The organism is Sphingomonas sp., from assembly GCF_035944535.1.
In the GTDB taxonomy this organism is placed as follows: Bacteria; Pseudomonadota; Alphaproteobacteria; order Sphingomonadales; family Sphingomonadaceae; genus Sphingomonas_B.
Map to the genome: position 1 here is coordinate 102,782 of NZ_DASZBC010000010.1, position 12,354 is coordinate 115,135.

Annotated in this window: 14 protein-coding genes; 7 read left to right on the forward strand and 7 right to left on the reverse strand. The window is 65.5% G+C overall.

The features are described 5' to 3' along the window. Position 1: 1 nt before the first annotated feature. Both VGT77_RS10505 and VGT77_RS10510 read right to left on the reverse strand, forming a co-directional pair. Positions 2 to 685 (reverse strand): PEPxxWA-CTERM sorting domain-containing protein, encoded by a 684-nt coding sequence (locus VGT77_RS10505; protein ID WP_327462300.1) that lies wholly within the window; start codon positions 683 to 685, stop codon positions 2 to 4. A gap of 110 nt (positions 686 to 795) precedes the next feature. Continuing rightward, positions 796 to 1,530: a PEPxxWA-CTERM sorting domain-containing protein gene (locus VGT77_RS10510; RefSeq protein WP_327462303.1), complete on the reverse strand. Its 735-nt coding sequence runs from the start codon at positions 1,528 to 1,530 to the stop codon at positions 796 to 798. Between the two features lie 203 nt (positions 1,531 to 1,733). Between VGT77_RS10510 and VGT77_RS10515 the strand changes: the two genes are divergently transcribed. The 3 genes from VGT77_RS10515 to VGT77_RS10525 all read left to right on the forward strand — a co-directional run bounded on the left by VGT77_RS10515 (position 1,734) and on the right by VGT77_RS10525 (position 4,405). After that, positions 1,734 to 2,798 (forward strand): UDP-glucose--hexose-1-phosphate uridylyltransferase, encoded by a 1,065-nt coding sequence (locus VGT77_RS10515; protein WP_327462305.1) that lies wholly within the window; start codon positions 1,734 to 1,736, stop codon positions 2,796 to 2,798. Beyond that, the gene (gene galK / locus VGT77_RS10520) at positions 2,791 to 3,939 is read left to right on the forward strand and encodes a galactokinase (RefSeq protein WP_327462307.1); all 1,149 of its coding nucleotides are present in this window, start codon (positions 2,791 to 2,793) and stop codon (positions 3,937 to 3,939) included. Before VGT77_RS10515 ends, galK begins: the two co-directional genes overlap by 8 nt. 61 nt (positions 3,940 to 4,000) lie before the next feature. After that, positions 4,001 to 4,405, forward strand: coding sequence for a hypothetical protein (locus VGT77_RS10525; RefSeq protein WP_327462309.1), 405 nt, complete (start codon positions 4,001 to 4,003; stop codon positions 4,403 to 4,405). Between the two features lie 29 nt (positions 4,406 to 4,434). On the opposite strand, the gene glmS is transcribed toward VGT77_RS10525, so the two are convergent. Genes glmS through glmU form a run of 4 tightly spaced genes read right to left on the reverse strand, consistent with a single transcriptional unit; the run spans position 4,435 to position 8,220 of the window. Then, entirely contained in the window at positions 4,435 to 6,258 is a 1,824-nt protein-coding gene (gene glmS / locus VGT77_RS10530) for a glutamine--fructose-6-phosphate transaminase (isomerizing) (protein WP_327462311.1), read from the reverse strand. A 15-nt stretch (positions 6,259 to 6,273) separates the two neighbouring features. Beyond that, positions 6,274 to 6,639: a type II toxin-antitoxin system VapC family toxin gene (locus tag VGT77_RS10535; protein WP_327462313.1), complete on the reverse strand. Its 366-nt coding sequence runs from the start codon at positions 6,637 to 6,639 to the stop codon at positions 6,274 to 6,276. A gap of 3 nt (positions 6,640 to 6,642) precedes the next feature. Next, positions 6,643 to 6,888 carry a ribbon-helix-helix domain-containing protein gene (locus tag VGT77_RS10540; RefSeq protein WP_327462315.1) on the reverse strand — a complete coding sequence of 82 codons (246 nt, stop codon included), beginning with the start codon at positions 6,886 to 6,888 and terminating at the stop codon, positions 6,643 to 6,645. Between the two features lie 30 nt (positions 6,889 to 6,918). Next, positions 6,919 to 8,220, reverse strand: a complete 1,302-nt coding sequence (glmU, locus tag VGT77_RS10545) for a bifunctional UDP-N-acetylglucosamine diphosphorylase/glucosamine-1-phosphate N-acetyltransferase GlmU (protein WP_414713387.1) — start codon at positions 8,218 to 8,220, stop codon at positions 6,919 to 6,921. Positions 8,221 to 8,323: 103 nt separating this feature from the next. On the opposite strand from glmU, the gene VGT77_RS10550 reads away from it, so the two are divergent. From VGT77_RS10550 to phoB, 4 genes are read left to right on the forward strand one after another with little or no spacing between them, the layout of a single operon-like run. Beyond that, the gene (locus tag VGT77_RS10550; protein WP_327462319.1) at positions 8,324 to 9,004 is read left to right on the forward strand and encodes an HAD-IA family hydrolase; all 681 of its coding nucleotides are present in this window, start codon (positions 8,324 to 8,326) and stop codon (positions 9,002 to 9,004) included. Between the two features lie 2 nt (positions 9,005 to 9,006). Further along, positions 9,007 to 10,242 carry an ATP-binding protein gene (locus tag VGT77_RS10555; protein WP_327462321.1) on the forward strand — a complete coding sequence of 412 codons (1,236 nt, stop codon included), beginning with the start codon at positions 9,007 to 9,009 and terminating at the stop codon, positions 10,240 to 10,242. Between the two features lie 9 nt (positions 10,243 to 10,251). Then, positions 10,252 to 10,941, forward strand: coding sequence for a phosphate signaling complex protein PhoU (gene phoU / locus VGT77_RS10560; RefSeq protein WP_327462323.1), 690 nt, complete (start codon positions 10,252 to 10,254; stop codon positions 10,939 to 10,941). A 2-nt stretch (positions 10,942 to 10,943) separates the two neighbouring features. Further along, positions 10,944 to 11,642 (forward strand): phosphate regulon transcriptional regulator PhoB, encoded by a 699-nt coding sequence (gene phoB, locus VGT77_RS10565; protein WP_327462325.1) that lies wholly within the window; start codon positions 10,944 to 10,946, stop codon positions 11,640 to 11,642. Here the strand turns inward: phoB and queC are convergent. Then, entirely contained in the window at positions 11,612 to 12,319 is a 708-nt protein-coding gene (gene queC, locus VGT77_RS10570; RefSeq protein WP_327462327.1) for a 7-cyano-7-deazaguanine synthase QueC, read from the reverse strand. The two genes, phoB and queC, sit on opposite strands and share 31 nt — an antisense overlap. Between the last annotated feature and the right edge of the window lie 35 nt (positions 12,320 to 12,354).

Here is a 12,354-nt window from a genome sequence, read left to right on the forward strand (position 1 = left end):
ATCAGGCGATCGCGGGAACCATCCGGCGCCGGCGACGCGTCGCGGCACCTGCCAGACCGAAGCCCGCAATCATCATCGCCCAGCTGGCCGGTTCGGGAACGGCGTTGGCGAAGCCGAACTGAATGTGGTCGATCTCGATGCCGGGCGGATTGGAGATCACCAGCCGCGAAATGCCGCCGGCATGGATCGCGCCGTAGAAGCGGTCTTCATCCGTCTGCCCGGTGAACCCGCCAGTCGCGTGATTGCCGACAATCGTGCCCAGCGATACGCCGTTCTGGTCGAAGGCGGTAAAGGTGATCGGATTGTTGCCGTCCGTCCAGACGAGGCCGGCATGGGTTGGCAGGCGGCCTCCGAACGCGGCTGCGTCGAAGGTCAAAGTGATCGAACCGTTGGCGAACAGCGAATGGCCGAGCGCCGGATCGCCGCCATTGCCGACCGAATCGATTGGCCCTGTCTGGAAACACTGGCCCCCGGCACCGCTGACGCAGAGACCGGGTCCCGCGGCGGACAGGCCGGGCGTGTTGAGCGCAATGTCCTCGAAATCCTCGAGCGCGAAGTTCGACAGCCCCAGGCCCGCGAACGGGCTGTCCGCGGCAGACAAATAAGGCGTCGGGCTAAGGATCACGGCGCCGGCCGGAGCGGCGGCCAGCAAGGCAATAAGCGGTGCAATAACGAGTCGACGCATAACTCAACCCCTTTGCGTTCAGCCGGAAGTTCGCGCCCTCTGATGGAGCACTTGGCCCCATCCTACGCGGTGGCGCGGCATGGGGCTTGGACAGAAGCGACAGAAAGACGTCAGGCGAAGCTCACCCTGGTCCGCCTCCGCAGCGAAGCACCGGCGAGTGCGAAGCCTGCGATCATCATTGCCCAGCTCGCCGGTTCCGGCACGGGATTGGCCGCGGCGAAGCGGAAGCTGTCATAGCCGATGTTGGAGTCCGGGAAGGCGGCGTTGTCGTCAAACTCGCTGATCACGACACGCGCGATATCGGCGCTGTCGGATGTGAAGCCGAGGAAGAAGGAGCCGCCGTCTCCTCCCCCATTCGCATTCACGCCCCCGCTCGCGATCAGCCCATTACTGCCGTTGAAGACCTGGAAGTTGGTAAAGGAGCAGCAGTCGAGCGACTGGAACAATATGTCGAGACCAAAGGCGCTGACCGGAGCGGCGAAGGTCAGGACGAGGCTGTCGCGTTGCCGCGGATCCGGTCCCGCCACCAGCTCGGCACCGCCCGGCGAGAGCACCTTGGCGCCGGAGGTAGCGGGCAGCTTGTTCGTCGGCCCGCCAAAGCCCGGCGTGGAGAAAGTGTCCGCGGCATTGACGACGTCGAGCGTGTTGCCGTCCGGGTTGGAGAAGGTGACGCCGGAAATCGTCTGTCCGGCGATGTTCCCGCTCAGCGACTCGAAATCGATGGCAATGGACGGACTTCCGGCAGCGGCGTTGAAGGCCGCTAGATTGCCCTGATGAACCGTGACTGCAGCAGAAGCAGGCACGGCGATCACCGCGGCCAAAGCCGATACCAGCGTGTATCTCATCCCTTTCACTCCCCTGTGTTTCACAACGGGAGCAAGCCGCGACCCAAAGCCTGCTCGGTTCCCAACGCGAAGCAGAGTCTTCTGGTGACCAGCCTGTTTACTCTTTTCCGGCGCGCCCCACAATTGGAAAGCTTTGCCGGAGTTGCACCATGCTAGGACCTTCGGCTGGCGACGTTGCGCGGCTGCCGCTAGGCGCATCAGCCATGAGTGCGCCCGAGTCGCTTGGCCTTTTCAACCCAACGGATCACCCGCACCGACGGCTGAACCCGCTGAACGGCAGCGCGGTGCTGGTCTCGCCGCACCGGATGAAGCGGCCATGGCAGGGTCAGACGGACGAAGCCTGCGAGGCGCGCGGGCCAGCGCATGATCCGGGCTGTTACCTCTGCCCGGGCAACGCGCGGGTCACCGGCGAGCGCAATCCGGACTATGACGGGGTGCATATCTTCCCCAACGACTTCGCCGCGCTGCTGCCGAACACGCCCACGCCGGATGATCAGGATGTGCTGTTCGCTGTTCAGGCTGCGCGCGGTGAAGCACGCGTCATCTGCTTCTCGCCCGATCATGGCGCCAGCCTGCCCCTTCTCTCGGCTGCGCAGATCAGGGCAGTCGTCGATCAATGGGCGGAGCAAGCTGCCGAGCTGGGACGGCGCTATGCCTGGGTCCAGTTGTTCGAGAACAAAGGCGCGATGATGGGGTGTTCGAATCCCCATCCGCATGGCCAAGTGTGGGCGACCAGCTGGCTGCCGGACGAGCCGGCCCGCGAAGACGCGCGGCAGCGTGCCTGGTTTGCCGAGCGGGGACGGCCGCTCCTGGCCGAAGCGGCCGAGCGGGAAGCGGCCGATGGCGCGCGCACGGTCGTGGAGAGCGACCGATGGATCGCCGTCGTGCCCTACTGGGCGAGTTGGCCGTTCGAGACCTTGCTGATGCCCAAGTTCCCAATCGCCCGCATGGAAGAGCTTGCCCCCGCGGATCGGGACGACCTGGCGCGCGTGCTGAAGGAACTGACCACGCGCTACGACAATCTTTTTCGCTGCTCCTTTCCTTATTCGATGGGCTGGCACGGGGCTCCTTATGACGGCCGTCCGGCCGACGGCTGGCAGCTGCACGCGCATTTCTACCCGCCGCTGCTGCGCTCCGCGACCGTGCGCAAGTTCATGGTCGGCTTTGAAATGCTTGCCGAGGCGCAACGCGACCTGACTCCCGAACAGGCCGCCGGGAAGCTGCGCGCAGTGAGCGCCACTCACTATCTGGAAGAAACGAATGGCTGAACAGGCGACGATCGATCGAGTCCGGCGCGTCTTCGCCGAGCGGTTCGGCGGCGAACCAACGCTGATCGCGACCGCGCCGGGCCGGGTCAACCTGATCGGCGAGCACACCGACTATAATGATGGCTTCGTGCTGCCCTTGGCGATCGACCGCGGCACCGTCGTGGCGGCGCGGCTCGGCGGGTCGGAAACTGTCGTCTACGCCGCGGACTTCGATGAGGTAGATCGCTTTACCTTCGCCGAGCCGATCGCGGGCGAAAGCGACTGGCGCAACTATGTGCGCGGCATGATCGCGATGCTGGCGGAAGAAGAGATCGCCCCTCAAGGCATGGAGCTCGCAATCGCCGGCGACGTGCCGCAAGGCGCCGGCCTCTCCTCGTCGGCCTCGCTGGAGGTGGCCGTCGGTCTAGCCGTGGCTAAGCTCGCCGGTGCCGAGATCGACATGACGCGGCTCGCCCAGCTGGCGCAGCGCGCCGAAAACGAGTTTGCCGGTTGCGCCTGCGGCATCATGGACCAGCTCGTCTCCGCGCGGGCGGAGGCGGAACAGGCGCTGCTGATCGACTGCCGGACGCTTGAATGCCGCCCCGTGCCGGTGCCAGGCGACGCCGCGGTGCTGATCGTCCATTCGGGCGTCGAGCGGGGGCTCGTCGACAGCGCCTATAACGAGCGCCGCCAGCAGTGCGAGGCGGCGGCGCGGCACTTCGGCGTGCCCGCGCTCCGCGACACGGGCGAAGAGCAATTGCACAATGCGGAAGAACTCGACGAACTCGCCCGCAAGCGCGCCCGCCATGTCGTCACCGAAAATGCGCGCACCTTGGCGGCCGCCGAGGCGCTCGCGGCTGCTGACATGTCTCGACTGCGCGAGTTGATGGCTCGCTCGCACGCCTCGATGCGCGACGATTTCGAGATCACCGTGCCGCCGATCGACCAGCTTGTCGAACTGCTGCAACGTGAGATCGGCGACGAAGGCGGCGCGCGCATGACCGGCGGCGGCTTTGGCGGCTGCGTCATCGCGCTTCTGCCGCAGCATAGAGTCGAGGCGGTGACGCAGGCGGTGCGCGACCAATATCACCCGCCCAATGGCAAGCCCGTGCTCATCCATGTCTGCCGGCCTGGCCCCGGCGCGAGGCTGCTGGAGCCCTGATTTGCCAAGCGCGCCGTAACGGCGCATCCTCTCCCTTGGGGGACAAAAAGGAGGGGTTCACATGGCAACGACATACACGGATCGCGTACCCGCCTGGTACTGGCTCGCCGCCGGGTTGGGACTGCTTTGGAACTTGGTTGGCGTCGCCTTCTACCTTGGCAGTGTCGGCGTGCTGAGCGGGCCGTTTGCCGCGCCCGCCGAGGCGGCCGACATGCCCGCCTGGGCAATGGCCGGCTATGCGATTGGGGTGTGGGGCGGCGTGCTGGGGGTGATCGGGCTGTTGATGCGCAAGGCCTGGGCGCGGCCGCTGCTCTGGATTTCGTTCGCCGCGCTAATCGTCGATTTCGGCTGGGTGTTCTTTGTAAGCGGCGCTGGGATCACGCCGCTCGGCATCACGGTGCTGACGATCGCGCTGTTGCTGGCGCTTCTGGCGGAGACTTCGGCCAAGCGCGGCTGGATCCGCTGAACGGAAGGGGGCGGCGCAAGCCGCCTCCTTCACTCGACCGTAACGCTCTTCGCGAGATTGCGCGGCTGGTCCACGTCCGTGCCTTTCACCACCGCCACATGATAAGCGAGCAGCTGAACGGGCACGGCATAGACGAGCGGCGCGATCAGCGGGTGGACCTTGGGCATCTCAATGGTGGCGAGTGCACCCTCGCCTGCCTGGGCCAGCCCTTCCGCGTCGGAGATCAGCACGACCTTGCCGCCACGCGCCTGCACCTCCTGCATGTTCGACACGGTCTTGTCGAAAAGTGGTCCTGACGGCGCGATCACGATCACCGGCACGCTTTCGTCAATGAGCGCGATCGGCCCATGCTTCATCTCGCCGGCGGCATAGCCTTCGGCGTGAATATAGCTGATTTCCTTGAGCTTCAGCGCCCCTTCGAGCGCCAGCGGGTAATCGGGTCCGCGGCCGAGATAGAGCACGTCGCGCGCGACGGCTACGGTGTGCGCCATCGCCTCGATCTCGGCATCGTGCGCCAGCGCCGCATTCATGGCGGCCGGTACTTCGGCCAGATGACGGACCAGCTCGGCCTCTTCGCCGTCGCTCAGCCGGCCCTTGGCACGGGCAATGTTCGCGGCCAGCGCCGCCATTACCGCCAGCTGGCAAGTGAAGGCTTTGGTCGAAGCCACTCCGATCTCTGGCCCGGCATGGGTGGGTAGCAGCAGGTCCACTTCGCGCGCCATCGATGAGGTCGGCACGTTAATGATGCCGGCGGTGGTCACCCCTTCCGCCTTCATGTGCCGGAGCGCAGCCAGCGTATCGGCCGTCTCGCCCGACTGCGAGATCACTAGGCCCAGCGTGTTCTTGCCCAGCACCGGCTCCCGGTAACGGAACTCGGACGCGACATCGACCTCGACGGGCACGCGCGCCATCTGCTCGAGCCAATATTTGCCGATTGCTCCAACATAAGACGCAGTGCCGCAGGCGACGATCGCAACCCGCTCGATCGAGCCCAGGTCGAACTCCATGTCGGGCAGCGCCACCCGTCCCTCAAACGAGCGCAGATAGGAATTGAGCGTCTGAGCAACCACGACCGGCTGCTCGTAAATCTCCTTTTGCATGAAGTGGCGGTGATTGCCCTTGGTGATCATCGCGCCAGTCAGACCCGACATGGTCACCGGCCGCTCGACGGGCTCGTTGTTCTTGTCGAAGATCTGCACGGCGGAACGGCGCACCACCGCCCAGTCGCCTTCGTCCAGATAGGCAATGCGCTGGGTCAGCGGTGCCAGCGCGAGTGCGTCGGAGCCGAGGTAGTTTTCGCCCTCGCCATAGCCGACCACGAGGGGCGCGCCGAGCCGGGCGCCGATAATCAGGTCCGGCTCCGACTTGAACATGATCGCGAGCGCAAAAGCGCCGTGCAGGCGCGGCAGCACCGCTTTGACCGACTCTTCGGGCCCGGCGCCCCGCTCCACCTCTCGCGCGACGAGGTGCCCCACCACTTCGGTGTCCGTCTGGCTCTTGAAGGTCCGTCCTTCGGCCATCAGCTCGTCGCGGAGCGGCTTGAAGTTCTCGATGATGCCATTGTGGACTAGCACCACGTCTCCAACGATGTGCGGATGGGCATTGTCTTCGGTCGGCGCGCCGTGGGTCGCCCAGCGGGTGTGCGCGATGCCGCTGGCGCCTGGCAGCGGCTCTTCTAGCAGCTTGCGGGCGAGGTTGTTCAGCTTGCCCTCGGCCCGCCGCCGCTGGATAGTCCCGTCGGCAACCGTCGCCACGCCAGCCGAGTCATAGCCGCGATATTCGAGCCGCCGCAGCCCTTCGACGAGCCGGTCGGCGACATCGCCTTCACCCAGGATACCGATAATGCCGCACATGTGAGTTGCTTTCGTTCAGAGCGTGTAGGGGACGCGAATACCGGGAAGGTTCGCCGGAAAGTCTTTCGTATTGCGCGTAATCAGGATTGAGCCATTCACCTGAGCCGTGGCCAAGATGTAGGCGTCCAGAAGCTTCATCTGCGAGCGGTAGCGAATATCGGCGGCCGCAGTTGCGATCCGCTCGTCAATCTCCACCATTTCAAAATGCGAGAGGGCCTGTCGAACGGACCCGCGTCGCTCAAGCGCTTCTCCGGCCATCACTTCAGTCCAGACGACACGACTGATACGATGCCCATTGTAGCGCGACAGCTCGGCTGTTGCCTCGGGCCGCAGCTTCAGCCAGTCGATAACGATGTTCGTGTCGAAAAATGGCAGTGACACTGATCAAGTGTCTTCATACGGTCGGCGGTCTTCGCGCATTGCCCTTTGATAATCGACACCATCGGGAATATCGGTGCGATCCTTCCAGAGCCCAGCGTACCGTTGAATCCAGTCGTTACCGGTGTCATTCTGGACAAGGTAAAGCGCCACCGCATCGCGGATCGTAGCCGCACGCGACTTCTTCAGCTGAGCTGCAAGAGCATCAAGCTTCCGAATATCCTCGTCCGGGATGTCGGTCAGGATACGCATGATATCTTGATATCATATCGTGATATCAAATCAACCCGATTTCTTTTGAGCCTGCATCGTGGAGCGGAATTTTGCCGCCCAACCAGTACGGGCACTCTGCGTTCCCCGAGCAAGCGCCAGATCGTCTGCTCCAACATCGCGCGTGATGACTGACCCGGCGCCAACGATCGCGCCATCTCCGATCTTCACCGGCGCGACTAGAGCGGAGTTCGAGCCGATGAAGGCGCCTGCCCCGATCTCGGTCTTGTATTTGAAAAAGCCGTCATAGTTGCAGGTGATGGTGCCGGCGCCGATGTTCGCGCCCGCGCCGATCTCCGCGTCGCCGAGATAGGTCAGGTGATTGGCCTTGGCGCCCTCGCCCAGCCGTGCCTTCTTCACCTCGACGAAATTCCCTACCTTCGACTTGCGGCCGAGTTCGGCGCCCGGGCGGAGTCGGGCATAAGGCCCAACTTCTGCACCTGAGGCGACATAGGCGCCTTCCAGGTGGCTGAAACCGTGGATCACCACCCCGTCCTCCACCGTCACGCCGGGTCCGAACCACACATTCGGTTCGATGGTTACATCCCGGCCGAGCATCGTGTCGTGCGAGAACCAGACGGTCTCGGGTGCGACCAACGTCGCCCCGTCCGCCATTGCCCGGGCGCGGCGGCGCTGCTGCCAGGCAAGCTCCTGCTCGGCCAGTTCGCCACGGCTGTTGATGCCCGCGACTTCCTCCGCGCTGGTCTCGATCACCGCCGAGGTGCGGCCGTCCTGCGCCGCCAGCATGACTATGTCGGGCAGATAATATTCGCCCGCCGCATTGTCGTTGGTAACACGGCGGAGCAGCGGAAACAGATCCTCTGAGCGCACCGCCAACAGGCCGGAGTTGCACAGGTCGACGGCGCGCTCTTCGGCCGACGCGTCCTTATACTCGACCATCTTGGCGATCTGCCCATCCGCATCGGCGAGAATGCGCCCATAAGCCCCCGGATCAGCAGGCCTGAATCCGAGACTAGCGGCGGCCGGCCGGTCAGGGCCGTGCAGCCGCTCGATCAGCCGCCGCATCGTCTCGCCGGACACGAAGGGCACGTCGCCATAAAGGATCAGCACGTCACCCTCGAAGCCGGTGAGCGCTGCTTCGGCCTGCTGAACCGCATGGCCGGTGCCGAGCTGGGGTTCCTGCACCACCAGCTCCGCACTACGGCCGGCGAGAGCCTTCTCCAGCTGCTCACGGCCGCTGCCGACCACCACGACCGTCCGCGCGGGGGCCAGCGCGTCGAGGCTCGCGAGCAGGTGCATCAGCATCGGGCGGCCGGCGATCGGGTGCAGCACCTTATGCAGATCGGATTTCATGCGCGTGCCCTTGCCGGCGGCAAGGACAATGGCGGCGAGAGGGCGGGGGATCGTCACGCGGCGCGCTTGCCACGCTCGCCATGGCCGGGGCAAGGGGCGGAGCATGGCACGCGCATTCGACATTGTCGGCTTCGACCTGGACGGCACCCTGCTCGACACGAGCGCGAGCCTGACGCGGGCGGTGAACTTCACTCTCGCCCAGGCCGGCCGGCCGCCGCTCCACATCGACGAAGTGCGGCCGATGATCGGCGGGGGCGCCAAGCGCATGCTGGAAAAGGGGCTGGAATCGTCCGGCGGCTATGACCCGGAAGAGATGAAGCAGCTTTATCCGCAGCTGCTGAGCTTCTACCAGGACAATATCTCCGAAGGCAGCGCGCCTTACCCCGGCCTGCTGGAGGCGCTCGACGCTTTGGCAGTGCAAGGCACCAATCTCGCGGTCGTCACCAACAAATTCGAGCGGTTCGCGCTCAAGCTGCTGGAGGAGCTTGGCCTCATCGATCGCTTCGCCACGGTGATCGGCGGCGACACGATGGGCAAGGGCAATGCCAAGCCCAGCGCCATGCCGATCCGCGAGATGATTGCCCGGTGCGGCGGCGGCACGGCGGTGTTCCTGGGCGACTCCATCTACGACACGCTTGCCGCCAAGAACGCCGGCATTCCCAGCATCGCCGTAAGCTTCGGTTTCCTGATGGGTCCGGTCGAAGACTTAGCCGCCGATGCGGTGATCGACCATTACGACGAGCTGCTGCCGACGCTGGACCGCATGGCCGCAGCTGTCGCTTGATCATGCCGCTGGCGCTGCTCCTGCTTCTGGTCGGACTGGCGGGGCTGGTGCTGCTTGGCGCCACGCTGCCGGTTCTGCTGATGGCGGGGCTGGTGGGGCTGGCGATCATGCTGGCTCTGGGTCCCGTTCGGAGCCAGGCGGCAGAGCCGCCGGCACTCGCTCCGAACACGCCGCCGGAACGCCATCGCGAGATCATTGAGGCTCTTGCCGACCCTTTGCTGATCGTCGGCGAGGGCCGAATCGCCGAAGCGAATGGCGCCGCGCGCAAGCTTCTGGGGCCACATATCGTCGGCGAGGATGTGCGCGTGGCCATTCGGCACCCCGCTGCCGCCGAGCGCCTGCTGACCCGGCACGAGCCGATCGATACCCGGCCGATCGAGCTGGTCGGCCTGGGTGGCCGTGAAACGCGCTGGCAGATGAACCTCGCGCAGCTGCAGCAGGGCCGCACGCTCGTCCATCTGGTCGACCGCACCGCCGGCCATGCCGCCGAGCGGATGCGCGTCGATTTCGTCGCCAATGCGAGCCATGAGCTGCGGACGCCGCTCGCCGCCATCATCGGCTTCGTCGAGACGCTGGACGACGAAAGCGCCGGCGGCGATGTCGGCACCCGCAAGCGGTTCCTGCGTGTCATCCACGACGAAGCGCGGCGCATGCAGCGGCTCGTCGACGATCTGATGTCGCTGTCGCGGATCGAGGCGGAGAAATTCCGCGTGCCCAGCACGGCCGTGGACCTTGCCGAGCTGATCAAGGAAGTGAAGGCGGTGGCGGTCGACGGCGGCGGCCCGCGCGGCGGCGACATCATCGTCGACCTGGACGAAAGCCTGCCCTTCGTCGCCGGCGACCGCGCCCAGCTGTCGCAGCTGCTCCACAACCTCATCGGCAATGCGATGAAATATGGCCGCGCCGGGACCCCGATCACCGTCAGGCTCGACCGCGGGCCCGGATCGATGCTGCGCCTGTCGGTCGAGGACGAAGGCGACGGCATCGCGCCCGAGCATCTGCCGCGCCTGACCGAGCGCTTCTACCGCGTCGACCCGAGCCGCAGCCGTTCGCAGGGCGGCACCGGGCTGGGGCTTGCCATCGTGAAGCACATTGTCGAGCGGCATCGCGGCCGGCTCGATATCCAGTCGGAAGTCGGCCAGGGCACGAAAGTAATCGCGCTTCTTCCCCCAGCGCCAATCCCTCTGTCATCAAACGGCAACGCTGCTGTAACAGGAGCGACCAGACAGCCGAGCTAAGGGGCCGCCGTGAACGAACATACTCTCCGGGCATTTGACGACGAGATCGTCGAGCTGCGCGGCCTCATCTCCGAAATGGGCGGGCGCGCCGAAGCCGCGATCGAACAGGCGATGACGGCTTTGGTGCGGCACGATGTCACCGCCGCCGCGCAGATTGTTGCCGACGACAAGAAGATCGACGAGCTGGAGGCGGCAACCGAGCGTCTCGCCGTCCAGATCATGACGCTGCGCGCGCCGATGGCCGACGATCTCCGCGAGACCGTCGCAGCGTTGAAGATCGCGGGTGTCATCGAGCGGATCGGCGATTATGCGAAGAACATCGCCAAGCGTGTCCCGCTCGTCACGCGCAACCACAAGATCGAGGCGCTCTCCGTCCTTCCCGCAATGGCGCAGGTCGCGAGCGAGATGCTGCACGATGTGCTCGATGCCTTTGCCGCCCGCGATGCCGAGGCGGCCTTTCAGGTCTGCGAGCGCGACAAGGCGGTCGACGACTTTTACAACAGCATCTTCCGCACGCTGCTGACCTTCATGATGGAGAATCCGGCGACGATCGGCGAGGCCGCACACCTGCTTTTCATCGCGAAGAATCTCGAGCGGATCGGCGACCACGCCACCAACGTCGCCGAAATGGTCTATTTCGCCGCCAAGGGTGAGCATATGGCCGAGCGGGAACGCGGCGATACGAGCGTACCGAACTGACCATGGGCCGCGCGAAGATGCTACTGGTCGAAGACGACGCCGCGCTCGCCGAGCTGCTCGTCTGGCATTTCCAGCGTGAGAATTTCGAGGTCCGGCAGACTGCCGATGGCGAGGAAGCGCTGCTGATCGCACAGGAAAGCCCGCCCGATCTCGTCCTGCTCGACTGGATGATCCAGGGCCTGTCGGGCATCGAAGTGTGCCGCCGCCTGCGCCGCATGCCGGAAACCCAGAACGTCCCGATCATCATGCTGACCGCCCGCGGTGAGGAAGAGGACCGGGTGCGGGGCCTGGAGACCGGCGCCGACGATTATGTGACCAAGCCCTTCTCTCCGCGCGAACTGGTCGCACGCGTCGGCGCGGTGCTGCGCCGGGTCCGCCCTGCCCTCGCCGGCGAGCAGCTGACCTATGCGGACCTGGAGATGGACACGGTCGGTCACAAGGTCCGGCGCGCCGGCCAGCTGGTGCCGCTTGGCCCCACCGAGTTCCGGCTGCTGAAACACTTCCTGGAGCATCCGGGCTGGGTGTTTTCGCGCGAGCGGCTGCTCGACAGCGTCTGGGGCCATGACGCCGATATCGAGCCGCGCACCGTCGACGTGCACATCCGCCGCCTGCGCCAGGCGATCAATGTCGGAGGCAAGCCCGACATCATCCGCACGGTCCGCAGCGCCGGTTATGCGCTCGATGCCGACGGGAAGCTGTAGGCAGCCCAACCTTTTTCCCGCAGCTCGCAGGCGGGACAGTCCGCGCAGCCATAGCCCCAAGCGTGCAGCTGGGACCGGTCGCCGCGATAGCAGCTGTGGCTTTCGGTACGGATCAGATCGACCAGATCGGCGCCGCCCAGCTTCTCCGCCAACGCCCAAGTGGCCGCCTTGTCGCGCCACATTAGCGGGGTGTGGATGACGATGCGGCGGTCCAGGCCCAGCCCGAGCGCGACCTGCAGCGCCTTCAACGTGTCATCGCGGCAGTCTGGATAGCCCGAATAGTCGGTCTCGCACATGCCGCCCACCAGATGCCGGATGCCTCGCCGATAGCCGAGCGCCGCCGCCAGATTGAAGAAGAGCAGGTTTCGCCCGGGCACGAAGGTGGTCGGCAGTCCATCGGCACCAAAGGCGATCTCGGCGTCGCGTGTCAAAGCCGTCTCGCTGATCTGACCGAGCACAGACAGGTCCAGCAGATGGTCCTGGCCGAGCTTGCCGGGCCAGAGCCGTTCAATCCCCTCCCGGAGCGCCATGCGGCAATCCAGTTCGACCCGGTGACGCTGGCCATAATCGAACGCGATCGTCTCGACAGACGCAAACCGGTCCAGCGCCCAGGCGAGGCAGGTCGCGCTGTCCTGTCCGCCGGAGAAGAGAACGAGCGCGGGTTCCCGATCAAGCATGGTGGCACATAAGGTCTGCTCCATGTGCTCCGGCG

Coding starts and splice junctions, on each gene's coding strand:
- galK (WP_327462307.1), top strand. CDS start 2,791: ATGGCTGAACAGGCGACGATCGATCGAGTCCGGCGCGTCTTCGCCGAG.
- VGT77_RS10550 (WP_327462319.1), top strand. CDS start 8,324: ATGGCACGCGCATTCGACATTGTCGGCTTCGACCTGGACGGCACCCTG.
- glmS (WP_327462311.1), bottom strand. CDS start 6,258: ATGTGCGGCATTATCGGTATCCTGGGTGAAGGCGATGTCGCCGACCGG.
- phoB (WP_327462325.1), top strand. CDS start 10,944: ATGGGCCGCGCGAAGATGCTACTGGTCGAAGACGACGCCGCGCTCGCC.
- VGT77_RS10505 (WP_327462300.1), bottom strand. CDS start 685: ATGCGTCGACTCGTTATTGCACCGCTTATTGCCTTGCTGGCCGCCGCT.
- queC (WP_327462327.1), bottom strand. CDS start 12,319: ATGCTTGATCGGGAACCCGCGCTCGTTCTCTTCTCCGGCGGACAGGAC.
- VGT77_RS10540 (WP_327462315.1), bottom strand. CDS start 6,888: ATGCGTATCCTGACCGACATCCCGGACGAGGATATTCGGAAGCTTGAT.
- VGT77_RS10510 (WP_327462303.1), bottom strand. CDS start 1,530: ATGAGATACACGCTGGTATCGGCTTTGGCCGCGGTGATCGCCGTGCCT.
- VGT77_RS10515 (WP_327462305.1), top strand. CDS start 1,734: ATGAGTGCGCCCGAGTCGCTTGGCCTTTTCAACCCAACGGATCACCCG.
- glmU (WP_414713387.1), bottom strand. CDS start 8,220: ATGAAATCCGATCTGCATAAGGTGCTGCACCCGATCGCCGGCCGCCCG.
- VGT77_RS10525 (WP_327462309.1), top strand. CDS start 4,001: ATGGCAACGACATACACGGATCGCGTACCCGCCTGGTACTGGCTCGCC.
- VGT77_RS10555 (WP_327462321.1), top strand. CDS start 9,007: ATGCCGCTGGCGCTGCTCCTGCTTCTGGTCGGACTGGCGGGGCTGGTG.